Source organism: Variovorax sp. GW821-FHT09B01 (assembly GCF_059418345.1).
Genome location: NZ_JBWKPQ010000009.1, coordinates 282,446 through 305,698 on the forward strand (window position 1 = coordinate 282,446; position 23,253 = coordinate 305,698).

General features: G+C 69.8%; 22 protein-coding genes. 11 read left to right on the forward strand and 11 right to left on the reverse strand.

Going from position 1 to position 23,253, the window contains the following annotated elements:
- Positions 1-34: 34 nt before the first annotated feature.
- Positions 35-955 carry a LysR family transcriptional regulator gene (locus tag AC07RV_RS24935; RefSeq protein ID WP_296784591.1) on the reverse strand — a complete coding sequence of 307 codons (921 nt, stop codon included), beginning with the start codon at positions 953-955 and terminating at the stop codon, positions 35-37.
- A 156-nt stretch (positions 956-1,111) separates the two neighbouring features.
- Between AC07RV_RS24935 and AC07RV_RS24940 the strand changes: the two genes are divergently transcribed.
- The 4 genes from AC07RV_RS24940 (at position 1,112) to AC07RV_RS24955 (ending at position 5,079) form a co-directional block, all read left to right on the forward strand.
- Positions 1,112-2,014: an amino acid ABC transporter substrate-binding protein gene (locus tag AC07RV_RS24940; RefSeq protein ID WP_296784359.1), complete on the forward strand. Its 903-nt coding sequence runs from the start codon at positions 1,112-1,114 to the stop codon at positions 2,012-2,014.
- Between the two features lie 77 nt (positions 2,015-2,091).
- On the forward strand, positions 2,092-3,342 hold the full coding sequence (locus tag AC07RV_RS24945) for an aminotransferase class V-fold PLP-dependent enzyme (RefSeq protein WP_296784588.1): 1,251 nt from the start codon (positions 2,092-2,094) through the stop codon (positions 3,340-3,342).
- Positions 3,343-3,440: 98 nt separating this feature from the next.
- Complete coding sequence (locus AC07RV_RS24950; protein ID WP_296784356.1) at positions 3,441-4,217, forward strand: acetoacetate decarboxylase family protein; 777 nt, start codon at positions 3,441-3,443, stop codon at positions 4,215-4,217.
- A gap of 58 nt (positions 4,218-4,275) precedes the next feature.
- Positions 4,276-5,079: a helix-turn-helix transcriptional regulator gene (locus tag AC07RV_RS24955; RefSeq protein ID WP_296784353.1), complete on the forward strand. Its 804-nt coding sequence runs from the start codon at positions 4,276-4,278 to the stop codon at positions 5,077-5,079.
- Between the two features lie 3 nt (positions 5,080-5,082).
- On the opposite strand, the gene AC07RV_RS24960 is transcribed toward AC07RV_RS24955, so the two are convergent.
- The 4 genes from AC07RV_RS24960 to AC07RV_RS24975 are packed head-to-tail and all read right to left on the reverse strand — an operon-like array spanning position 5,083 to position 9,774.
- Complete coding sequence (locus AC07RV_RS24960; protein ID WP_296784350.1) at positions 5,083-6,318, reverse strand: M20 family metallopeptidase; 1,236 nt, start codon at positions 6,316-6,318, stop codon at positions 5,083-5,085.
- Between the two features lie 5 nt (positions 6,319-6,323).
- Positions 6,324-8,105, reverse strand: coding sequence for a 2-oxo-4-hydroxy-4-carboxy-5-ureidoimidazoline decarboxylase (gene uraD / locus AC07RV_RS24965; protein WP_296784348.1), 1,782 nt, complete (start codon positions 8,103-8,105; stop codon positions 6,324-6,326).
- A 23-nt stretch (positions 8,106-8,128) separates the two neighbouring features.
- Positions 8,129-9,088, reverse strand: coding sequence for an allantoinase PuuE (gene puuE / locus AC07RV_RS24970; RefSeq protein WP_296784345.1), 960 nt, complete (start codon positions 9,086-9,088; stop codon positions 8,129-8,131).
- Between the two features lie 11 nt (positions 9,089-9,099).
- Positions 9,100-9,774, reverse strand: a complete 675-nt coding sequence (locus tag AC07RV_RS24975) for a GntR family transcriptional regulator (protein ID WP_057596531.1) — start codon at positions 9,772-9,774, stop codon at positions 9,100-9,102.
- A gap of 84 nt (positions 9,775-9,858) precedes the next feature.
- Between AC07RV_RS24975 and uraH the strand changes: the two genes are divergently transcribed.
- Positions 9,859-10,209, forward strand: coding sequence for a hydroxyisourate hydrolase (gene uraH, locus AC07RV_RS24980; RefSeq protein WP_093340498.1), 351 nt, complete (start codon positions 9,859-9,861; stop codon positions 10,207-10,209).
- Positions 10,210-10,271: 62 nt separating this feature from the next.
- On the opposite strand, the gene AC07RV_RS24985 is transcribed toward uraH, so the two are convergent.
- The gene (locus tag AC07RV_RS24985; protein ID WP_208512671.1) at positions 10,272-10,772 is read right to left on the reverse strand and encodes a hypothetical protein; all 501 of its coding nucleotides are present in this window, start codon (positions 10,770-10,772) and stop codon (positions 10,272-10,274) included.
- 53 nt (positions 10,773-10,825) lie between these two features.
- Between AC07RV_RS24985 and xdhC the strand changes: the two genes are divergently transcribed.
- The 4 genes from xdhC to AC07RV_RS25005 all read left to right on the forward strand — a co-directional run bounded on the left by xdhC (position 10,826) and on the right by AC07RV_RS25005 (position 16,216).
- Positions 10,826-11,632, forward strand: a complete 807-nt coding sequence (xdhC, locus tag AC07RV_RS24990) for a xanthine dehydrogenase accessory protein XdhC (protein ID WP_296784338.1) — start codon at positions 10,826-10,828, stop codon at positions 11,630-11,632.
- Between the two features lie 238 nt (positions 11,633-11,870).
- A complete protein-coding gene (locus AC07RV_RS24995) occupies positions 11,871-13,082 on the forward strand; it encodes a urate hydroxylase PuuD (protein ID WP_296784335.1) in 1,212 nt (403 codons plus the stop codon).
- A gap of 68 nt (positions 13,083-13,150) precedes the next feature.
- Complete coding sequence (locus tag AC07RV_RS25000) at positions 13,151-14,503, forward strand: glycerate kinase type-2 family protein (RefSeq protein WP_296784332.1); 1,353 nt, start codon at positions 13,151-13,153, stop codon at positions 14,501-14,503.
- A 267-nt stretch (positions 14,504-14,770) separates the two neighbouring features.
- On the forward strand, positions 14,771-16,216 hold the full coding sequence (locus tag AC07RV_RS25005) for an NAD-dependent succinate-semialdehyde dehydrogenase (protein ID WP_203202336.1): 1,446 nt from the start codon (positions 14,771-14,773) through the stop codon (positions 16,214-16,216).
- Between the two features lie 82 nt (positions 16,217-16,298).
- Here the strand turns inward: AC07RV_RS25005 and AC07RV_RS25010 are convergent, their stop codons facing one another.
- From AC07RV_RS25010 to AC07RV_RS25030, 5 genes are all read right to left on the reverse strand, one after another.
- Complete coding sequence (locus tag AC07RV_RS25010; protein ID WP_093340486.1) at positions 16,299-17,015, reverse strand: MgtC/SapB family protein; 717 nt, start codon at positions 17,013-17,015, stop codon at positions 16,299-16,301.
- 90 nt (positions 17,016-17,105) lie between these two features.
- Positions 17,106-19,838, reverse strand: a complete 2,733-nt coding sequence (mgtA, locus tag AC07RV_RS25015) for a magnesium-translocating P-type ATPase (RefSeq protein ID WP_296784328.1) — start codon at positions 19,836-19,838, stop codon at positions 17,106-17,108.
- A gap of 84 nt (positions 19,839-19,922) precedes the next feature.
- Positions 19,923-20,699, reverse strand: coding sequence for a PA4824 family protein (locus tag AC07RV_RS25020; protein WP_296784325.1), 777 nt, complete (start codon positions 20,697-20,699; stop codon positions 19,923-19,925).
- A 270-nt stretch (positions 20,700-20,969) separates the two neighbouring features.
- Positions 20,970-21,188, reverse strand: a complete 219-nt coding sequence (locus tag AC07RV_RS25025; RefSeq protein WP_208512677.1) for a hypothetical protein — start codon at positions 21,186-21,188, stop codon at positions 20,970-20,972.
- 411 nt (positions 21,189-21,599) lie between these two features.
- On the reverse strand, positions 21,600-21,893 hold the full coding sequence (locus AC07RV_RS25030) for a HigA family addiction module antitoxin (RefSeq protein ID WP_296784319.1): 294 nt from the start codon (positions 21,891-21,893) through the stop codon (positions 21,600-21,602).
- A gap of 229 nt (positions 21,894-22,122) precedes the next feature.
- Here AC07RV_RS25030 and AC07RV_RS25035 point away from each other — a divergent pair, with 229 nt between their 5' ends.
- Together AC07RV_RS25035 and AC07RV_RS25040 are read left to right on the forward strand one after the other, a co-directional pair.
- Positions 22,123-22,596, forward strand: coding sequence for a low molecular weight protein-tyrosine-phosphatase (locus AC07RV_RS25035; RefSeq protein ID WP_296784315.1), 474 nt, complete (start codon positions 22,123-22,125; stop codon positions 22,594-22,596).
- A gap of 107 nt (positions 22,597-22,703) precedes the next feature.
- The gene (locus tag AC07RV_RS25040; protein ID WP_093340474.1) at positions 22,704-23,054 is read left to right on the forward strand and encodes a hypothetical protein; all 351 of its coding nucleotides are present in this window, start codon (positions 22,704-22,706) and stop codon (positions 23,052-23,054) included.
- Positions 23,055-23,253 lie beyond the last annotated feature (199 nt).

A 23,253-nucleotide genomic window follows, 5' to 3' on the forward strand; every position in this document is an offset into this window, starting at 1 on the left:
TCACGCTCGGCGCGCGGCCGCCGACATCAGCCTGTCATCGCGTCGTCGTGTCGTCGGCCTGCGCCTGGAACATGCGCGTGAAGTCGCAGCAGGACTGCGCGAGCATCACGATCGACGAGGTCAGCGCGCTGCGGTGCTCGCCCTTGTGCATCGCCACGTAGCGCACCACCGGCAGGGCCGGCGCCACCTCGATCTCGGCCAGCATGCCGGCCGCCACCATCGGCCGCAGGCATTCGCGCGGCAGGTAGCTCACGCCCAGGCCCGACACCGTGAGGCCGACCAGCGCGATCAGGTTGCTGACCACGATGGTGTCGGCCGGCTGCACGCCCTGTTCCTTCATCCAGGCGTCGTAGGCGCGGCCCGTGCCCGAGTTGCCGCCCTGCACCAGCATGCGCTGGCGCGCCAGCTCGTGCAGCCGCAGCGGCGCGTCGGTGGGCACCACGCCGGGCTTGCACATCCAGGCGCTCTTCACCTCGCCGATCGCCTTGCTCGCCATGCGCGCGTCGGCGAAGCTGTCGGGCAGGAACACCAGGTCGAGCTCGTCGGCCAGCAGCTTGTCGCGCAGCTGCAGGCTGTCGTCGACGTCGGGCTCGAGGATCACCTTCGGGTAGTGCTGCTGGATCAGCCGCACCAGCCGCGGCAGCCAGGTCATGGCCGTGAGCTCGGTCACGCCGATGCGCAGCCGGCGCTCCACCACGCCGGGCTTGCCGAACTGCTCGACCGCCGCGTCGCGCTGCGCCAGCAGCTTCTGCGCGAGCACGTACATCTCCTCGCCCTTCTCGGTGAGCCGCGCGCTGCGCTGGCTGCGGTCGAACAGCTCGGTGTCGAACAGCGCCTCGAGCTCGTGCACCCGCTTCGACACCGCCGACTGCGAGGTGTGGAGCTGGTTCGCGGCCTGCGCGAAGCCGCCCAGGCGGGCGATCCAGTAGAGGGCCTCGAGCTGCTTGAAGGTCATCATGGCGGTGCGTTCCTTGGGCGACAGAACACTTTAAGCGATCTTTTTCGATGAATAAAAATCGCTTTTGGAAACTTGAAGCCGCGCCGAAGATGCGCTCCGAACCGGTTGCGCCCACCACTTTCGTATTCAACCTTCACGGCCAAGGACTTCACCATGCATTTCCCACGCGCCTTCGCACGCCCCGCCGCGCTCGGCATCGCCCTCGTAGTGGCCTGCGGCGTCGCCGCCGCCCAGGACAGCGGCACGCTGCGCAAGATCAAGGACAGCGGCACCATCCAGATCGGCAGCCGCGACACCCAGATCCCGTTCTCGTACAAGACCAGCGCCGACGCGGCGCCGATCGGCTTCACCAACGAGATCTGCCTGAAGATCGTCGAGGCGGTGAAGGCCAAGCTGAACCTTCCCAAGCTCGATGTGCGCTACACGCTGCTGAACTCCACCAACCGCATCCCGCTGCTGCAGAACGGCACGGTGGACCTCGACTGCGCGACCACCACCAACACCACGCAGCGCCAGCAGCAGGTGGACTTCGCGCCCAGCCATTTCGTCACCAACATCACGGCGGCGGTCAAGAAGAACTCGGGCATCAACAGCTTCGCCGACCTGCAGGGCAAGACCGTGGCCACCGTGGCCGGCAGCACCTCGATCCAGCTGCTGCGCGGCGCGCGCAAGAACGGCATCGACGTGCAGGAGATCGCGGGCAAGGACACGGCCGATGCCTTCCTGCTGCTCGCGAGCGACCGCGCCGCGGCCTATGTGCTCGACGACGTGCAGCTCGCCGGCCTGATCGCCAACCAGCCCAACGCGGGCGACTACAAGCTGTTGAAGGAATCGCTGCGCCAGGAGCCCTACGGGATCATGCTGCGCAAGGACGATCCCGAGTTCAAGGCGATCGTCGACCAGACCGTGGCCGGCCTCATGAAGTCGGGCGAGATCGACAAGCTTTACGCGCGCTGGTTCACGCAACCGATCCCGCCGCGCAACGTGAGCCTCGACTTCCCGATGTCGGACGCGGTGCGCGAGACCTACAAGAACCCGAACAACAAGGGCGTGTGAGTGTGAGCTCTTCTTCCTCCTTTTCTTCCCCGAGCGGCGCGCAGCATCCACGCGGCCTGGCCTTCTCCGACGCGCTGATGCGCGAGGTGCGCGAGCGCTTCCTGCTCGTGGAGTGCGACCACCACGGGCGCGAGCGCCTGTACTTCGATAACGCGGGCGGCTCGTTCCGGCTCAAGGCCGCCATCGAGCGCTTCGCGGCCATCGACGCGGTGCCCGACAACACCGAGCGCATCCACGAGACCGCGCTCGAGTTGCAGGCCGTGCAGGCGCGCGGCTGGGACGACGTGCGCACCATCCTCAATGCCGAGGGCGGCAGCATCTTCGCGGCGCTCACCGCCTCGGGCGCCATGTTCGACATGGTGCGCGCGGTGGCCGAGAACGTGGGCGGCACGAACATGGTGACCACCGTGCTCGAGCATCCCTCGGCCTACGACGCGATGGCGCTCTACGCCGAGCGCACCGGCCGCGAATTGCGCGTGGCGCGCAGCAACCCCGAGACCGGCGGCATCGACGTCGACGAGATCGTGCGGCTGGTCGATGCCAACACCTGCCTGCTCAACGTGATCTACGCCTCGAACATCTCGGGCGCGAAGCTCGACATCGAGGCCATCGTGCGGCGCGCGCGCGAGGTCAAGCCCGATCTCTACATCGTGGTGGACGCGGTGCAGCATGCGCCGCACGGGCTGATCGATCTGCAGAAGACGCCGGTGGACGGGATCAACCTCGCGCCCTACAAGTTCTTCGGCTGCCGCGGCTCGGGCATCGCCTGGATGTCGGAGCGCGCCGCGGCCCTGCCGCACCACAAGCTCGCGGGCAAGAAAGCCGGGCACTGGGACCTCGGCAGCGTGGCGCCCTGGCAGTTCGCGGTGGTCAGCGAGATCGTCGACTACGTCTGCTGGCTCGGCGGCCACTTCAGCGAGGCCACCGGGCGGCGCGAACTGTTCGCGGCCGGCATCGCGCACATCGAGCTGCACGAACGCGCGCTGCTCGCGGCGCTGCTCGAGGGCGTCGACGGCCAGCCGGGCCTGCGCGCCATGCCGGGCGTGCGCGTGTTCCTCGACCACCCGGACCTGAGCCGGCGCGACCTGATCCTGGGCATCGGCTTCGACGGCCTGGACTGCACGCGCGCCGTGCACGAGTACGGGCTGCGCGGCGTCACGGTCTACGAGCGCACGGCCGCGAGCATCTACTCGAAGCGCATGCTCGATTCCTTCGGGCTCGAGGGCACGGTGCGCGTGTCGCCGCTGCACTGCAACTCGATGGCGGAAATGGCGCGCTTCCTTCAGGTGACGCAGGAGATCGCGCGCGCGTTCGCGACGGCGGACTGAGGCCACGGGGCACCGCGGCGGGATCACTGGCGTACAAGACGCCCGCGCGCGGGCGTCCTATCGTGAGGCGGTCTTCCACTTTCGTGAACCGCCTCCCGATGCCCACCCCGTTCTCGCCCCCCTTCACCGCCTCCGGCCGCAGCGCGCTCGTGCAGGCGCCGCCCTGGCACTACGCCGGCTGGCTGGTCAACGTGGCCTTCGCCTTCGAGGCCGAACGCGCCGCCGCGCTGCTGCCCGCCGGGCTCGGCCGGGCCACCGGCCAGGGCTGCGTACATTTCGCCGACTGGCAGTTCTGCGGCGCCGATGGCGCGGAGCTGCTCGACCCCGTCTATGCGCAGTACCGCGAGACCATCGTGGTGCTCGAGATGGAAGGCCCTCCGGGCGAACAGCGCTTCTGCTGCCCCTTCATCTACGTCGACCAGGACATCTCGCTGCTGCGCGGCTGGCTGCAGGGCTGGCCCAAGAAGATCGGCCAGACCTGGGTCACGCGCAGCCTGCCGATCGCCCATCCGGCGGCCGCCTCGCTGGGCCAAGGCAGCCGGCTCGGCGCCAGCCTCAGCGTGAAGGAGCGCCGGCTGGTCGATGCCAGCGTCACCCTGAACGGCGAGCCCGGCGAACGGTTGGGTTTCCTGCGCGCGCCGACCATCGGCGCGATCGGCTGGCCCGACCTGACGCGGCCGAAGGAGGTGCCGGTGCCGCGCCACCTGCGCGCCGACATCGTCGACCGCGTGGAGTCGGGCTGGACCGCGGGCAGCGCCACCCTGCGCTTCCACGACCATCCGGTGGAGGAGCTCGCGCTGCTCGGCGAGGTGCGCGCCACGCAGGCCACGGTCGGCTGGATGGGGCTCACGGTGCGCGGTGCCTTCGCCGCCTAGGCTGCGCGCGATGCCCGCCCCAATCGTGTCGAGGGCGCTGCTGCGCTACCCTCGCGCGATGACCGCCGTCGCCGCGCCGCCGCCGTCCTCCCGCCTGGTCGCGCTGCCCTCGGGCGAGGGCCTGCGCGTGGAGGCGCTGTTCGCGGCCGAGCCGCGCGCCCGCTTCGCGCCGCACTGGCATCCCGAATGGAGCGTGGGCGCCATCCTCGAGGGCCACTGCGAGTTCACCTGCGATGGCGAGGCGCTCGTGGCCCATGCGGGCGAACTGGTGCTGATGGCGCCCTACATGCTGCACACCGCGGGCGTGAGCCGGCGCAGCTTCCGCATGGTGATGCTCTATGTGCCGCACGGCTGGGTCGCGGCGCGGCTGGGCTGGCCGGCGGACTCGCGCGGTGCCCTGCGGGGCAAGGTGCTGCCCGATGCCGAACTGGCCGAGGCCCTGGCTGTCGCCGCCACTGCAGGGGATGGTGCGGGCATCGCCCACCTGGTCGAGCGCATCCTGCGTGCCCAGACCGGTCCCGAGCGCATGCCGCTGCAGCCGCCGGCGCCCGATGCGCGCGTGGCGGAGATCTGCGCGCTGCTCGCCGAGGAGGATGCCTGCCGCATCGACCCGGCCGCGCTCGCGCGCCGCATGGGCGTGTCGCGCGAGCACTTCCAGCGTGCCTTCCGCGAGGCCGTGGGCATGACGCCCGCGCACTACGCGCGGCATGCGCGCATCGGCCGCGCCAAGGCGCTGCTGCGCGAGGGCGTGGCGCCGAAGGACGTGGCGGCCGAATGCGGCTTTGCCGACCAGGCGCATTTCTCGCGCTGGTTCCGGCGCTGCTTCGGGGTGGCGCCGGGGCGGTATCGCGTGGCCGCCTGAGACTCAGGCCAGCAGGTCGCTCAGCGTGCGCGCGATCACCTTGGTCGCGCGCCGCAGGTCCTCGAGCACCACGCGCTCGTCGCTGCGCTTGGCATGCGACTCGAGCACGGTGCGCGGGCCGGCGCCGTAGATCACGCCCGGAATGCCGGCCTCGCCATAGAGGCGAACGTCGGTGTACAGCGGCGTGCCCATGGCCTTGATCGGCTCGCCGAACAGCTCGCCGCCATGCTTCTGGATCGCTTCGACCAGCGGCTTGTTGCCCGCCAGCGGCTTCATCGAATTGGCCAGCAGCAGGCGCTTGATATCGACCGTGATGCCCGGGAACGAGGCCGCCGCGTCGGCGATGACCTGGCGGATCGAGGCTTCGACCTCGACCGGGTTCTCCTCGGGGATCATGCGGCGGTCGAGCTTGAACACGACCTTGCCGGGCACCACGTTGGTGTTGGTGCCGCCCTCGATGCGGCCGACGTTGAGGTAGGGGTGCGTGATGCCCTCGACCTGCGAGCTGACCTGCTGGTAGAGCGTGTTCTGCGCATAGAGCGCCTCGAGGATCTTCACCGCGCCCTGCAGCGCGTCGATGCCGGTGGAGGGGATGGCGGCATGCGCCATCTTGCCGTGCACCGTCACTTCCATCTGCAGGCAGCCGTTGTGGGCCGTGACCACCTCGTAGCTGAAGCCTGCGGCGATCATCAGGTCGGGCTTGGTGAGGCCGTTCTTCAGCAGCCAGCCCGGGCCGAGGATGCCGCCGAATTCCTCGTCGTAGGTGAAGTGCAGTTCGACGCCGCCCCTGGTCGGCTTCGCGACCGCTTCGAGCGCGCGCAGCGCGAAGGTGAAGCTCGCGAAGTCGCTCTTGCTCACGGCGGCCGCGCGGCCGTAGAGCGAGCCGTCGGCGATCTCGCCGCCGTAGGGGTCGTGGGTCCAGCCCTCGCCGGGCGGCACCACGTCGCCGTGCGCGTTGAGCGCCACGGTGCGGCCGCCGTCGCCGTCCTTGCCGTACTTGCGGCGCACGATCAGGTTGGTGATCGATTCGAGGCCGTAGTCCTTCACGTCCTGCGCGGGCACGGCGTGCTTCTCGGCCACGAGGCCGAAGCCCTCGAGCAGTTCGGCGGTGCGCTCGGCATGCGGCGCGTTGTTGCCGGGCGGGGTGTCGGTGGGCACCTGCACCAGTTGCTGCAGGAACTTCACTTCCTCGTCGAAGTGGGCGTCGATCCAGGCGTCGAGCTTTGCGTAGTCGGTCATGGGGTTCAGGCGGCGCTCGGCGCGCCGTTCAGGTTGTCGAGCAGATGCTGGAAGGCTTGAACCGCCAGCTCCATGTCGTCGTTGGTGCTCGATTCGAGCGGGTTGTGGCTGATGCCGGAGTTGATGCCGCGCACGAACAGCATGGCCTGCGGCATCACCTCGTGCAGCTTCATCGCGTCGTGGCCGGCGCCGCTGGGCATGCGGAACAGCGGCACGCCGAGCGAATCGACCGCGCGTTCCCAGCGCTGCTGCCATTCGGGCGCGCTCGGCGCGGCCGAGGCACGCATGGTCTCCTCGAGCGTGTGGCGCACGCCGCGGCGTTCGCAGATGTCCTGCAGCGCCTTCACCACGTCGTCGGCGAGCGCATCGCGCTGCGCATCGTTGGGCGCGCGCAGGTCGAGGCTGAACTTGCAGCGCCCGGGCACCACGTTGATCGAGCCGCTCGGCACCTCGAGCATGCCGACGGTGCCGACCGAGTCGCCATCCTTGGCGGCGCGCTGCTCGGTGTAGAGGATCAGCTCGGCCACGGCCGCGGCCGCGTCGCGGCGGCGGTCCATCGGCGTGGTGCCCGCATGGCTGGCCATGCCGATCACCTCGCCCACGTAGCGCACGCTGCCGTTGATCGAGGTCACGATGCCCAGCGGGATGTCGAGCTCGTTGAGCACCGGGCCCTGCTCGATGTGCACCTCGACGAAGCCCAGGTACTTCGAGGGATCGCGCTGCGCCTTGGCGATGTCTTGCTCGCGCAGGCCCGCATGGGCGCGCGCCTCGCGCATGGTGATGCCGTCGGCGTCCTTCTGGTCGAGCCAGGCCGGGTTGAAGTGGCCGATCAGCGCGCCCGAACCGAGGAAGGTGGCCTTGTAGCGCTGGCCTTCCTCCTCGGCGAAGCCCACCACCTCGAAGGCGAAGGGCAGGCGGCGGTTCTGGCGCTTGAGCTCGCGCACGCAGGCCATGGGCACGAAGATGCCGAGCCGGCCGTCGTACTTGCCGCCGTTGCGCACGGTGTCGTAGTGCGAGCCCGTGAGCAGCGTCTTCGCATCGGGCGTCGCGCCCTCGTAGCGGCCGACCACGTTGCCGACCGCGTCGATCTCCACCGAGTCGAAGCCGGCCTCGCGCATCTCGCGCGCGATCTGCGCCGCGCAGGCACGGTGCGCATCGGTCAGGTAGGTCACGGTGAGCTGGCCCTTCTCGGCGAAGCCCGGGTCGCTGTGCACCGCGAGCGCCTCCTGCCAGTCCCACACGTGGTTGCCGAGCGCCGGCTCGGTGCCGAACTTGTCGTTCAGGCGGATCTCGGCGATGCGGTGGATGTTGCGCAGCGCCTCGGCGAGCTCGAAGTCGGGATGGTTGTAGGCGCGGCGCTCGAAGGTGTCGATGATCTCGCGCTTGGACAGGCCCGTGCCGCGCGGGCCGCGCACCGCGAGGATGAAGGGGAAGCCGAACTTCGCGTTGTAGTCGGCGTTGAGCCGCTGAATCTTCGCGAACTCCTCGGGCGTGCAGTCGGTGAGGCCGGCCTTGCCCTGCTCGTTGGTCGATTCGGCGGTCAGCGTCTTGCTGACCATCGCCTTGCCCGCGAGCTCGGGGTGGGCGCGGATCAGGGCCAGGCGCTCCTCCTTGGTGGCCGTGTTCACGGCCTGCGCGAGCGCGTACTTCAGGTGCTGCAGCGAACGGAACGGGCGCGCGGCCAGCGCCTGGCGCGCGATCCACGGCGAGTGCTCGTAGGTGCCGTCGAGCAGCGCGACGGCTTCGTCGGCGCCCGCGGCGTTCAGTTGTTCGATGGTCAGGCTCATGGCGTGTGTGTCCTCCGTACGGATCAAGCTTGCGAGGCTTGGGAAGAGGCTTCGAACGGATGGGTCTTCTTCCAGTGCCGCGCGATGTCGACGCGGCGGCAGACCCACACCCGCTCGTGGCTGGCGATGTGATCGAGAAAGCGCTGCAGCGCCACGATGCGGCCCGGGCGCCCGAGCAGGCGGCAGTGCATGCCGATGCTCATCATCTTCGGCGCCTCGTCGCCCTCGGCGTAGAGCGCGTCGAAGCTGTCCTTCATGTACTGGAAGAAGGGATCGGCGTGCGAGTAGCCCTGCGGCAGCGCGAAGCGCATGTCGTTGCAGTCGAGCGTGTAGGGCACGATGAGCTGCGGCACGGTGCTGCCGTCGGTCTTGCGCACCTTCATCCAGAACGGCAGGTCGTCGCCGTAGTAGTCGCTGTCGTACTCGAAGCCGCCGTAGTCGGCCACCAGGCGGCGCGTGCGCGGGCTGTCGCGGCCGGTGTACCAACCGAGGGCGCGCTCGCCCGTGAGCTTCTCGATCGCCTCCATGCCCAGGCGCATGTGTTCGCGCTCGGTGGCCTCGTCGAGGTTCTGGTAGTGGATCCAGCGCCAGCCGTGGCAGGCGATCTCGTGGCCCAGTTCCTTGAAGGCGGCCGTGAGCTCGGGATGGCGCTCGAGCGCCATGCCGACGCCGAACACCGTGAGCGGCAGGCCGCGCTGCTCGAATTCGCGCAGCAGGCGCCACACACCCACGCGCGAGCCGTACTCGTAGATGCCTTCCATGCTGATGTGGCGGTCGGGGTAGCTCGCGGGATTGAACATCTCCGAGAGGAACTGTTCCGAGCCGGCATCGCCGTGCAGCGTGGCGTTCTCGCCGCCTTCCTCGTAGTTGAGGACGAACTGCACCGCGATGCGCGCGTTGCCGGGCCACTGCGCATGGGGCGGGTTGCGGCCGTAGCCGACGAGGTCGCGCGGGTAGGGCAGGGTGGTGTCGTAGACGGTCATGGTGGAAGGGATCAGGACAATGCGAGGGAGATGTCGCTGGTGGGCACCTTGCGGTCGAACACCAGGTTGGCCTCGACGTGCTGCAGGTGCTCGGTCATCAGGCGCACGGCGCGTTCCTCGTCGCGCGCGGCCAGCGCCTTGACGATGTCGGCGTGCTCGTCGTTCGAATGCTCGGCGGCGCTGGTGCTCTGGTACATGAGCGTGATGAGGGCGCAGCGCGAGATCAGCTCGCCGAGGATCTGCGCCAGCACCTGGTTGCCCATGAGCTCGGCCATGCGCACGTGGAAGTCGCCGAGCAGCTCGGTGCGGCCCGAGACGTCCTCGCCCGACACGGCCGATTTCTCGAGCGCTACGTGTTCCTTGAGCGCCTTGATCTTGGCCGGCGTGACGGTGCGCACGAACTCGCGCGTCATCTCGGCCTCGAGCATGCGGCGCACGGCGAACACCTGCTTGGCCTCGTCGACCGCGGGCGCCGCCACGAAGGCGCCGCGCGCGGGCTCGAGCCGGATCAGCTTGTTCTGCGCGAGCTGGAACAGCGCCTGGCGCACCAGCGTGCGCGACACGCCGAAATGGTCCGCCAGCTTCTGCTCGGCCAGCTTGGTGCCGGGCTGAAGCCGGTGGTCGACGATCGCGCGGGTGAGCGCATCGACGATCGAACGGGTGGTGGAGGACTCCATGTTTTTCATGATAGACCGAAAGCCGACAACTGTATACACTTTTGTCCACCGGAATATCCCGCACTCTCACCTGACCGACCGAAGGAAACTCCCATGGGCCTGAGCACCCACGTACTGGACACGATGCATGGCGGCCCCGCGGCCGGCATGGAGGTCGCGCTCTTCACCACCGAGGGCGACGCCGCCACGCTGGTGCGGCGCTTCACGCTGAATGCCGACGGCCGCAGCGACGGCCCGCTCTACGACAACAGCACGCTGAAGACCGGCACCTACCGGCTGGTGTTCGACGTGGCGGGGTACTTCAAGGCGCGCGGCGTGGCGCTGCCCGAGCCGAACTTCCTCAACAAGGTGTCGCTGGACTTCGGCGTGGCGCATGCCGACCAGCACTACCACGTGCCGCTCTTGGTGAGCCCGTGGAGCTATTCGACCTACCGGGGGTCGTGAACGCCGACAGCGTGACTGTCGGAGGCTCTTCGCCGCTCCCCGTCCGGGGAGCGGCGGGGGCGCTACTGCTGCAGCTGCCCTTCGGTCAGCGTGTCGAGCTGGAAGCGCCCGCTCTTGTCCCAGAGCCAGGTGTCGGTCCACACGACCGGCCCGAGCCGCGACGCGGCCGGGAAGGGCGCGGCCTGCAGCACGGTGCGCTCGATCTCGGCGATGACCTCGGGCGCATGCTGGGGCGCGCGCAGCCAGTGCAGCGAGACCACGCGGCCGCCGCCGTCGAGGCTGACCTGCAGCGTGCCGACCGCATAGAGCACCGGCGGCAACTGCCCGCCGTAGATGCGGCGGTTGTTGAGGTCGTAGACATGGCGTGCGGCGTCGCGCCGGTAGTCGCGCGCGCTGGTGGCATTCGATGCGCGCGGCGCCGGCCGGCCGCTGGCGCCGGGTTCGGCCGTGGCCTTGCTCAGTTGACCGGGCACCGAACCGGTGGTGCCGCACCCGGCGAGCCAGAGCGCGGCAAGGAAAGACACCGCCAGGGCGAGGCGGCGCGTCGTGGGCTGAAAATTCATCGCCGGGTTTATACCGTGACTCCCTCACTCGCCCGCAACCGAAGGTATCCCTCATGAACGGCGCGGTCGACCAACTGCTGGCCCGTCTTCGCGACGAAGACGCGGTGCTGGTGCGCGTCGAATCCACGCAGGGCTCGGCGCCGCGCGAGGCCGGCACCTGGATGGCGGTCTGGGCCGAGGGCCTCACGGCCACCATCGGCGGCGGCCAGCTCGAGTTCCAGGCCACGCAGGAAGCGCGCGAGCTGCTGGCCGGTGCTCGCGCCATCGACGGCATCCAGCGCTATCCGCTGGGCCCGAGCCTCGGGCAGTGCTGCGGCGGCGTGGTGTTCCTGTCGTTCCGGCGCGTCTCGGCCAGCGACATCCCCGAGCTGCGGCGCGCGCTGGTCGAGCACCTGAGGCCGGTGGCGCTGTTCGGCGGCGGCCACGTGGGCGCGGCGCTCGCGCGGCTGCTCGCGGGCCTGCCGTTCTCGGTGCGCTGGATCGACAGCCGCGACGGCGTGTTCCCCGAAGAACTGCCGGCCCAGGTCGAGACCGAGCATTCCGAGCCGGTGCAGGACGCGGTGGCCTCGCTCGCGCCCGGCAGCCGCGTGCTGATCATGAGCTTCAGCCATGCCGAGGACCTCGACATCGTGATCGCCTGCCTGCGCCGCCTGCGCGAGCGTGACGACCTGCCCTACATCGGCCTGATCGGCAGCAAGACCAAGTGGGCCACCTTCAGCCACCGGCTCGAGGCGCGCGGCTTCACGGCGGCCGAGCTGGCGCGCGTCACCTGCCCGATCGGCGTGCCGGGCATCACGGGCAAGGAGCCCGAGGTGATCGCGGTCGCGGTGGCGGCACAGTTGTTGCAATCGCTGGGCTGAGCCGGCGCTTCGGTGCACGAACAGGGTTTTCCCGGCACCGGCGCCGCAAAAAACCACGCCGCCCCTCGCCAAAACTGTATACACTTTCAGTCCACAAGTATCTGCCGCAGCGGAGCGAGGCCCACCCGGAGCCTGCGTTCGCGGCACTTTCTCTGCTTACAGCGCCCGCAGTGGTGAGCAGGACGAAGACATCCGCGCCCGGCGTTCCCCCGCGCCGAGCGGATTGAGAGAGCACCTCATGGAAAGCTACTACCTCGACTGGGCCAACCTGCTGCTGCGCTGGGTCCACGTCATCACCGCCATCGCCTGGATCGGCGCTTCCTTCTACTTCGTGATGCTGGACAACAGCCTCGAGAAGCCGCAGGACCCCGAATCGCTCGACAAGGGCGTCGGCGGCGAGCAGTGGGCCGTGCACGGCGGCGGCTTCTACAACATGCAGAAGTACCTGCTGGCGCCCAAGAAGCTGCCCGACCACCTGCACTGGTCGTACTGGGAGAGCTACTCCACATGGCTCACGGGCTTCGCGCTCTTCACCATGTCGTACCTCTGGAACGCCAGCACCTACCTGATCGACAAGTCGAAGATGGACTGGCAGCCGGGCGCGGCGATCGCCGTGGCGCTGGCCTTCCTGGTCGTGTTCTGGATGGTCTACGACAGCATCTGCCAGCTGTTCGGCCGGCGCAGGAACGGCGACACCATCGTCGGCGTGCTGGTGGCGATCTTCGTGGCCTTCGCGGCCTGGCTGGCCTGCCAGTGGTTCGCGGGCCGCGCGGCCTTCCTGCTGGTCGGCGCGATGATGGCCACGACCATGAGCGGCAACGTGTTCTTCTGGATCATCCCGGGCCAGCGCAAGAACGTGCAGGCCCTGCGCGAAGGCCGCCCGGTCGACCCGGTGCACGGCCAGCGCGGCAAGCAGCGCAGCGTGCACAACACCTACTTCACGCTGCCGGTGCTGTTCGCGATGCTGAGCAACCACTACAGCTTCACCTACACCCACAAGTACAACTGGATCGTGCTGCTGCTGATCATGCTCGGCGGCGCGGCGATCCGGCAGTTCTTCGTGGTGCGCCACCGCTTCAAGCTCGGCAACGCACGCAACCCGCTGCCCTATGCGATGGTCGGCGTGGCCGTGCTGGGCCTCACCATCGTCTGGATGAAGCCCGAACCCGCCGCCCCCGTGGCCGCCGCCGCGCCGAGCGCGCCGGCCGTGGCCTACCAGGACGTGCAGAAGGTGCTCGAGCAGCGCTGCTACATGTGCCACGGCGCCAGCGTGCAGATGAAGAACGTGCGCGTCGACTCGCCCGAGCAGGTGAGCGCCCACGCCCAGGCCATCTACCAGCAGGTGGTGGTCACGAAGATCATGCCGATGAACAACGCCACCTCGATCACCGACGAGGAGCGCGCCCTGATCGGCCGCTGGTTCCAGGGCGGAGCGAAGACGACCAACTAACTAGACCGCGGTCAAGAGGGCGGACTCCGGTTCGCCGCAAAATGCAGGCCCCGGAGACAACGCCACCCATGACCGCCAAGACCTCGACCCCCTCGCTGCAAGACGCGACCGCTCCCGATCCCCGCCAGGCGCCGCGCGCCTTCCTCGAACACCTCTATCGCGTCGCGGTCGACCGCGCGCTGCCGCTGTCGACCCTGGGCGCGCACCTGCCCAAGCCGCCCAAGGGCCGCACGCTGGTGCTCGGTGCCGGCAAGGCCGGCGGTTCGATGGTGCAGGCGCTCGAGGCGCTGTGGCCGGCCGACGCGCCGCTGTCGGGCCTGGTGGTCACGCGCTACGACCACATCCCGCCGCGGCCCGAGGGGCTGCCCAGCCGCATCGAGATCGTCGAGGCCGCGCATCCCGTGCCCGACGCGGCCGGCCAGCAGGCCGCCGAGCGCATCCTCGCGCTGACCGAAGGCCTGACCGCCGACGACCTCGTGCTGTGCCTGATCTCGGGCGGCGGCTCCTCGCTGCTGGTGCTGCCGGCCGAGGGCCTGACGCTGGCCGACAAGCAGCGCATCAACAAGCAGCTGCTCGACAGCGGCGCCCACATCGGCGAGATGAACTGCGTGCGCAAGCACCTCTCGCGCATCAAGGGCGGCCGGCTCGCGGCGGCCTGCGCGCCGGCGCGCGTGGTCACGCTCACCATCAGCGACGTGCCCGGCGACGACCCGGCCGTGATCGCGAGCGGCCCCACCGTGCCCGACGCCACCACCTGCGCCGACGCGCTGGCCATCCTCGACCGCTACCGCATCGAGGTGCCGGCGCCGGTGCGCGCGCAACTCGAGAGCGGCGCGCTCGAAACCCCCAAGCCCGGCGACGCCGTGTTCCAGGGCCACGAGACCCACATGATCGCGGCGCCGCAGCAGTCGCTCGAGGCGGCCGCCGCGGCCGCGCGCGCGGCCGGCATCGAGGCCCACGTCCTCAGCGACGAGATGGAAGGCGAATCGCGCGAGGTCGGCAAGGTGCATGCCGCGCTCGCACGGGCCGTGGCCCAGCGCGGCGCGCCGTTCGCCAGGCCCTGCGTGATCCTCTCGGGCGGCGAGACCACCGTCACCATCCGGCCGCGCCAGCCCGGCCAGGCCAAGGGCCGGGGCGGGCGCGCCGGCGAGTTCTGCATGGGGCTCGCGGGCGCGCTGCTGGGCCAGGCCGACGTGTGGGCACTGGCGGCCGACACCGACGGCATCGACGGCGTGGAGGACAACGCCGGCGCCCACGTCACGCCCGACACCCTGGCGCGCGCCGCCAACGCGGGCCGCAAGCTCTCGGACCACCTCGACCGCAACGACGCCTACGGCTACTTCGACGCCATCGGCGACCTGTTCGTGACCGGGCCGACGCACACCAACGTCAACGACTTCCGGGCGCTGCTGGTGCTCTGAGGCTTCTCCCTCCCCCGCTGGGGGAGGGTGGGGTGGGGGCGCCGGGCCTCGCCACCGTGCGCGGCCGTTCGAGCGCCGCGTGCCCCCATCCCAGCCTTCCCCCAGCGGGGGAAGGAGCGGCACCGTCCTGCGCGCATCCCCGACTCGGGTTAACCTATGCGCCCCGGCAGCCCGCTGCCGCCCAGCCGCACGCGCCTTTCGGGGCGCCGTGCCGCCCTCCGAACTCCCCGTTTCCACTCCCATCCCCTGCCGAAGGAAAAGCTCGCCATGACCGCCTCCTCCTATACCGACACCCGCCTGCTGATCGACAACGAATGGGTGGACGCCGCCAGCCGCAAGACCCTCGACGTGGTGAACCCGGCCACGGGCCAGGTCATCGGCAAGGTGGCGCATGCCGGCATCCCCGACCTCGACCGCGCCCTGGCCGCCGCCCAGCGCGGCTTCGATGCCTGGCGCAACACCCCGGCCCATGAGCGCGCCGCCGTCATGCGCCGCGCCGCCGGCCTGATCCGCGAACGCGCCGGCGACATCGCCAAGCTGCTGACGCAGGAGCAGGGCAAGCCGCTGGCCGAAGCCAAGGGCGAGACCCTGGCCGCCGCCGACATCATCGAATGGTTCGCCGACGAAGGCCGCCGCGTCTACGGCCGCATCGTGCCCTCGCGCAACCTCGCGGCACAGCAGCTGGTCATCAAGGAGCCCGTCGGCCCCGTGGCCGCCTTCACGCCCTGGAACTTCCCGATCAACCAGGTCGTGCGCAAGCTCGGCGCCGCGCTGGCCACCGGCTGCTCCTTCCTCGTGAAGGCACCCGAGGAGACCCCCGCATCGCCCGCCGCCCTGCTGCAGGCCTTCGTCGACGCCGGCATCCCCGCCGGCACCGTCGGCCTGGTGTTCGGCAACCCGGCCGAGATCTCGGCCTACCTGATCCCGCACCCGATCATCCGCAAGGTCACCTTCACCGGTTCGACCCCCGTCGGCAAGCAGCTCGCCGGCCTGGCCGGCCAGCACATGAAGCGCGTGACCATGGAACTGGGCGGCCACGCCCCGGTGATCGTGGCCGAGGACGCCGACGTCGCGCTGGCCGCCAAGGCCGCCGGTGCCGCCAAGTTCCGCAACGCGGGCCAGGTCTGCATCTCGCCGACCCGCTTCCTGGTGCACAACAGCATCCGCGAGGAATTCGCCAAGGCCATGGTCAAGCACGCCGAAGGCCTGAAGCTCGGCGACGGCCTGACCGAAGGCACCACCCTGGGCCCGCTCGCCAATGCGCGCCGCCTCACGGCCATGGCGCATGTGCTCGACGACGCCCGCAAGAAGGGCGCGACCATCGCCACCGGCGGCGAGCGCGTCGGCGATGCCGGCAACTTCTTCGCCCCCACCGTGCTGACCGACGTGCCGCTGGACGCCGACGTGTTCAACAACGAGCCCTTCGGCCCGATCGCCGCCATCCGCGGCTTCGACACGCTGGACGAGGCCATCGCCGAATCCAACCGCCTGCCCTTCGGCCTGGCCGGCTACGCCTTCACCAAGTCGATCAAGAACGCGCACCTGCTGAGCCAGAAGCTCGAACTCGGCATGCTGTGGGTCAACCAGCCCGCGACCCCGTCGCCCGAGATGCCGTTCGGCGGCGTGAAGGATTCGGGCTACGGCTCGGAAGGCGGCCCGGAGGCGCTCGAGGCCTACCTCAACACCAAGGCGGTGTCGATCCTCGGCGTCTGAGCGCGACGCTTCGATCCGCTGTCTCGAAGAGGGCGGCATCGCTGGAAGGCGATGCCGCTTTTTTCATGGCGCGAGGACTCGTTCAGTCCTCCGCGCTCGCGTTCCAGAACGCCTGCTGCACCCCCTCCAGCGCCTCGAGCTCCGCGACCACCCGGTCGAGCTCCTCGGCCTCGACCGCGGTCGCATAGAGCGTGGCCTCGATCTCGGTGTCGGTGGCGCCGAAGGCATGCTGGTCGACGTCGCGCACCGGGTAGTTGGCGGCTTCGAGCAGCAGCAGCACCTGGTCCATCACCTCGGGCCGCGAGGCGCGCGTGCAGATCACGCGCACCGTGTAGCTGGCCTCGCCCGACTCCTCCTTCACCGGCTGCCGGTTGATGCGGTTGACCACGGGCCGCAGCAGGGTGTTGCTCGCGAGCACGAACAGCGCGGCGATCACGGCCTCGCCGATCAGGTCGGCGCCCGCGCAGGCGCCCACGGCGGCCGATCCCCACAGCGTGGCCGCGGTGTTGAGGCCCGTGATGTTGGCGCCTTCCTTCATGATCGCGCCCGCGCCGAGAAAGCCGATGCCCGAGACCACGTAGGCCGCCACGTGCACCGCGCCGTCGTGGCCGTGCAGGCGGTTGGCCATGTCGACGAACACGGCCGCGCCCACGGCCACCAGCGTGTTGGTGCGCAGCCCGGCGGTGCGCTGGCGCACCTGGCGCTCGAAGCCGATCAGCGAGCCCAGCACGAAGGCCGTGAACACGCTCAGCAGGGTGTCGAGCAGCGAGGGCAGGTTGAAGTTCTGTACCGCTTCCATGCGATCTCCTCCTTGTCGGTCGTGAACCAGGGTAGCGGCGGCATGTGACAGCCGCCGCTCCCTCTTGTCGTCACCGTTGTCGTCACCGGCTCATTGCCAGCCGTAGCGCCGCGCATACCAGCCCTTGACCGCCTGCACCAGCGCCGCATAGCCGCCGAGCATCAGCAGCAGCCACGGGAAGTAGGTGATCGGCAGCGCCTCGAGCTTGAAGTAGTGCGCCACCGGGCCCATCGGCAGCCAGATGCCCACGGCCGCGATCGCCGCGCCCATGATCAGCAGCGGCCAGGCCGCGCGGCTTTGCAGGAACGGGATGCGGCGCGTGCGGATCAGGTGCACGATCAGCGTCTGCGACAGCAGGCCCTCGACGAACCAGCCCGACTGGAACAGGGTCTGGTGCTCGGGCGAGTTGGCGGCGAACACGTACCACATCACGACATAGGTCAGGATGTCGAACACCGAGCTCAGCGGCCCGAAGAACACCATGAAGCGGCCCAGGTCGCCCGGGTTCCAGCTCTGCGGCTTGCGCAGGAACTCCTCGTCGACGTTGTCGAAGGGGATCGCGATCTGCGACACGTCGTACAGCAGGTTCTGCACCAGCAGGTGCAGCGGCAGCATCGGCAGGAAGGGCAGGAAGGCGCTCGCCACCAGCACCGAGAACACGTTGCCGAAGTTGGAGCTCGCGGTGAGCTTGATGTACTTGAGCATGTTCGCGAAGGTGCGGCGGCCCTCCACCACGCCCTGCTCGAGCACCATCAGGCTCTTCTCGAGCAGGATGATGTCGGCCGATTCCTTGGCCACGTCCACCGCGCCGTCGACCGAGATGCCGATGTCGGCGGCACGCAGCGCCGGCGCGTCGTTGATGCCGTCGCCCATGAAGCCCACCACGTGGCCGTTGGCATGCAGCGCCTGCACGATGCGCTCCTTGTGCGCGGGCGTGAGCTTGGCGAAGACCTGGCGCTGTTCGACGATCCGGCGCAACTCGGCCTCGTTCATGCGCTCGACCTCGTGGCCCAGCACCATGCGGCCGGCCTCGATGCCGACGTCGCCGCAGACCTTGCGCGTCACCAGCTCGTTGTCGCCGGTCAGCACCTTCACCGCCACGCCGTGCTCGGCCAGCGCGCGCAGCGCGGGCGCGGTCGATTCCTTCGGCGGATCGAGGAAGGCCACGTAGCCGAGCAGCGTGAGCTCGGTCTCGTCGGCCACGCCGTAGGCGGCGCGGCGCGCATCGCCGCGCAGCACGCGGCTGGCCACGGCCACCACGCGCAGGCCCTGGGCATTGAGCTCCGAGGCCACGGCATGGATGCGCGCGAGCACCTCCGCATCGAGCGCGAGCACCTCGGCACCGCGCTCGACCGCGCTGCACACGGCCAGCACTTCCTCGAGCGCGCCCTTGCAGATCAGCAGGTGTTCCTCGGCCGCGTCGCTGCCGGCCACCACCACCGACATGCGGCGGCGCGAGAAGTCGAAGGGCACCTCGTCGACCTTGCGCCAGTCGGTCTGCAGCCGGGTGTCGAGCTGCATCTGGGCATGGCTCAGCACCGCCTTGTCGAGCAGGTTCTTCAGGCCGGTCTGGTGGAAGCTGTTGAGGTAGGCCAGCTGCAGCACGTGGTCGGAGCCCTCGCCCCAGGCGTTGGTGTGGCGCTCGAGCACGATGCGGTCCTGCGTCAGCGTGCCGGTCTTGTCGGTGCACAGCACGTCCATGGCGCCGAAGTTGTGGATCGCCTCGAGGCGCTTGACGATCACCTTCTGGCGCGACATCACGACCGCGCCCTTGGCGAGCGTGGCGGTCACGATCATCGGCAGCATCTCGGGCGTGAGGCCGACCGCGATCGACAGCGCGAACAGCGCCGCTTCCCACCAGTCGCCCTTGGTCACGCCGTTGATCACCAGCACCAGCGGCGCCATCACCAGCATGAAGCGGATCAGCACCCAGCTCACGCGGTTGATGCCGGCCTGGAAGGCCGTGGTGCCGCGGTCGGTGGCGCTCACGCGCTGCGCCAGCGCGCCGAAGAAGGTGCGCGCGCCGGTGTGCACGATCAGCGCGGTCGCGGTGCCGCTGATCACGTTGGTGCCCATGAACAGCAGGTTGTCGCGCTCGAGCACGCCGCTCGTGCTGCCGGTGGCGGGCACGCTGGCGAACTTCTCGACCGGCATCGCCTCGCCGGTCAGCGCCGACTGGCTGATGAACAGGTCCTTGGCCGAGAGCAGCCGGCAGTCGGCCGGGATCATGTCGCCGGCCGACAGCGCGATCAGGTCACCGGGCACCAGGTCACGCATCGGGACCTCGATGCGCAGCGCGCCGTCCGAGCCCTCCACGGGCCGCAGCACGGTCGAGGTGTTGCTGACCATCGCCTTGAGCTTGTCGGCCGCCTTGTTCGAGCGCGACTCCTGCAGGAAGCGCAGCACCGTCGACAGCACCACCATGCTGCCGATCACCACCGCCGCCTTCATGTCCTCGGTGACGTAGGAGACCAGCGCGAGCACGGTCAGCAGCAGGTTGAAGGGATTGCGGTAGCACTGCCACAGGTGGGTCCACCACGGCAGCGGCTTCTCGTGGTTCACCTCGTTGCCGCCCAGGCGCTTGCGCAGCGCCGTGGCGTGTTCCTCGCTCAGGCCCTGCGGCGAGCTGTCGAGCTGCGCCAGCATGTCGCCGGCATCGGCCAGCGAGGCGGCGCTCAGCGCGTTCGCGATCTCGGGCGGCATCGCGGCCGAGGCGATGCCCACGGGCTTCGAGCCCAGCAGCGTCTGCCAGCGCTCGAAGTGATGCAGCATGCGGCGGCTGCGCAGGAAGCTTTCGAAAAAGGACTTCAGGACGTTCTTCATTGTTGTTCTCCTTCGCCGCGTGACGGGCGCGGCGCGTGGCCTTCGAAGGCCGTTGGGTTTTCTCGTGTTGCGGTGGCTTGGCGTTCAGCGCCGGAAGGCCCAGGTCATGCCCAGGGTCCACCAGCCGGGCCGGTCGGCGCGCAGCCCGTGGGCGCGGCTCAGGTCGATGCTCAGCGTGTCGGTCGGCGTCCAGCGCAGGCCCGCGCGCCAGGCGCTGGCGCCGCCTTCGCGGAAGCGCTCGGCCACGAAGCCCAGTTGCTGCGAGGCCGTCCATTCGAGCGCCAGGCCCGAGTGGCTGCGACTGGGCTGTGCGCGATGCAGGTCGCGGCCCAGGTTGAAGTGGGCGCGCCAGTCCTCGGCGATCTGCCAGGTCAGCGGGACCACCACGCTGGCGCCCGTGTAGCGCAGCGCGCCGCGCTCGGGCGAACGTTCCCAGGCCGCGGCCACCAGCAGGCCCACGCCGAGGTCGTCGCTCAGTGCGTGGGCCCACTTGAGCTGCGGCGCCGCGCGCACCGTGCGGCCCTCGCTGCCGCGTTCGCGCTCGAGGTTCAGGCCCAGCTCGACCGGGCCGACGCGGCAGGCGGGTCCGAGGTGCACCGGCGCGTACCCGCTGCGTTCGCCATCGCGGCGATCAGCCCAGGTCTCGATCTGGCAGTGGCCCGGATCGAGGATCGCGGCATCGTCGACCGCGTGGTGCCCGCCGGCGGCATGCGTCTGCGTGACCGCGAGGCCGCAGAGGTATGCCGCCGTCCAGGCGTGGAGGCGTGCGGCGCGCTGGCGCAGCGAGGGGCGTGTGCGGCGCGGGGCGCGGCGGACGAGGAGGGCGGTCCGGGTGGCGGGCCGCAGGCGTTGGCGGTTCATTCGAGGTTCTCCTGGCGAGGCGCGCAACGGGGCGCGCGAAGGAGAGCCTCCCGCGGGTCAGCCGGAGGTGACGGTCCTTCGCGGCTCGGTGTGCCGCGGATGGTTCATGGCGATGAAGGCCGACCGGCGCATGGCGCGGTCAGGCAGGGGAGGCGCGCAGCGGCGCCAGCGAGGGTCTGGGTCCATGGTGGCCTCCTTGGCGATGGGTGGATGAAGGCGCGGTGCTTCGTTCGAATGCAACGGTCGGGGCGACACGTCGGTGGACAGGCGCTACGAACGCTCCGGCTTGCGTTGGCCCGGCACCAGCAGCAGGAAGCAGCGGATGCGCCGCGTGCTCCAGAACGAAGCGGACTTGTCGAGCTCCTGGTCGGCCTCGGGCTGCAGCATGTCGGCCGCGGGCTGGCGCGCCGACGCGGCGCGCGGGTCGGCGTCATGCGTGGCGGCGTGGCCACGATGCAGGGGCTGGCGATGTAGAACGAGTTGACGCATGACAAGGCTCCTTCGACCCGTGACGGGCGAGAGGACCTCGTGGCATGGACCACGCTGGCTGGCAAAGAGACGCCAGTGACGAAACGGATGTCGGGGGAGGGAGAGCCTGCCGGGAAGGGCAGGCATCACGCCGCGGGCACGTCGGCCGCGGCGCGCAAGAAGCCTGCGCTACGGAGCCGGGTGTGCCGCGCATGCCACGGCACGCGTCTGGTCACTGATCCAACTGGCACTGTCCACGCACGAGGCTCCGAAGTGAAGATGCGGGATTGTTGCACTGCGTCATCGCGGGGGCAACCCGAAATGCGCGTTTCAGCGTTCGATGCAGGGTTTTAAGGCCACAGTGTTGCGATGGCGCCTCGATGCGGCGCGGGCCCGCGGGGTGGTCAGGCTGCGTTAAGTCGGTACGCTCCATCAAGCGGTCAGGGGCTCGATCTCGTTCAGTTCATCCCCGAGCGCATCGCGCGCCTGCGCGGCGTCATAGTCGCGCTGAAGGTTCATCCAGAACTCGTCGCTCACGCCGAATGCACGTGCCAGGCGCAGGCCGGTATCGGCCGTGATGCCGCGGGTGCCGGCGAGGATGGCAGCCACGCGGGTCTGCGGCACGTGGATCGCCTTGGCGAGACGGTAGGCGGTGATGCCCATCGGCTCCAGGAATTCCGCGGCGAGGATCTCGCCGAGGTGCGGGTAGGGAACTTGGCGCGTCATGGTGTCTTCCTGCGTAGCAGATGAGGTTGAAACAGAGCCTCATCAAACGGCGAGGCCGGCCGCGAATTCAGGGATAGTCGACGACTCAAGCGGCGTGACTGGTCTTGGGCAAGGCCAACGGCGAGCGGTGCGTCAAGACCAGATGATCCCCTGTCGATTTGTATAGGCTTTGAACCGCCAGCGGCTTGCGAAAGTTACGCCTCGAAGAATTACCAAGTAGGGATCTCCGTTGAAGAAGCCAGCCATTCTGTTCATCTGCACCGGCAACATCTGCCGCTCCCCCACAGCCCACGCCCTGCTCGCCCACAAGGCCCGCGCCGCGCAGCTCGCGCTCGAGGTCGACAGCGCCGCGATCTCCGACGAGGAGCGTGGCAATCCGCCCGATCCGCGTTCGGTGGCCGAGGCGCGGCGGCGCGGCATCGAGATGCCCGCGCATCGCGCGCGGCAGGTGCGCGCCTCGGACTTCGAGCGCTTCGACACCATCGTCGGCATGACCGGTCAGCACTGCGCGGCCTTGCGCCGCCTCGCGCCCGCGGGCACGGCGCACAAGATCCATCTGCTGACCGACTTCGCCGACGGGCTCTCGGGCGACGTGCCCGACCCCTGGTACGGCGACCGGCAGGCCTTCGTCGAGGCCTTCGATCTGATCGAGCGCGGCGTCGACGGCCTGCTCGCGAAGCTGGCGGCCCCGGACCGGGCCTGAGTCTTCAGGGTGCCACGCGCGGCGGCGATCCTTGGCATGGTTCCATGGCCGGGCCCCAGCCCGCACAATGGCCGAGGTCGGAGCAACCGTTCAAGAGGAGTCGAGGCATGAATCACCAGACCCATCGTCGCCCGCGCGGCTGGCTCGTTGCCTGCGCCGGCATCGCCGTGCTGCTCGCGGGCTGCGAAACCCCCTACAGCCGCCCGCCGGGCACCTACGGCGCGCCGCCGCCCGGCCGCGCTGGCACGGCCCCGGCGATCTCGAACATGGGCTGCGTGCAGGCCGGCTCGGTCCACTTCGCGCGGCCCTGGCAGACCATCGTGCTCGGTGGCTCGCGCCGCGTCGACAGCGGGGTCTACGAGGTGGAACTCACGAGCGGCAGCGACGGCCGCCGCGCGATCTGCACCGTCGACCGCAACGGCGCGGTGCTCGGCGTGGGCGACTACTGGGCGCGTTAGGGCCTGTTCACACGATTCAAGGGGTCGCGAAGCTCGCCAAAGCCCGCCCATCAAGGCGCGCGACGACGCGTGTGCGTGCGCACACGCCAGGAGCGCAACGCCGAGGGGCGGGCTTTGGCGAGCTTCCCTCCGGGTTGCCCCGCAAAGGGGCCGTCTGCGGCGTTGCCCGCGCTTGCAAGGCATCAGCCTTGCTGCGCGC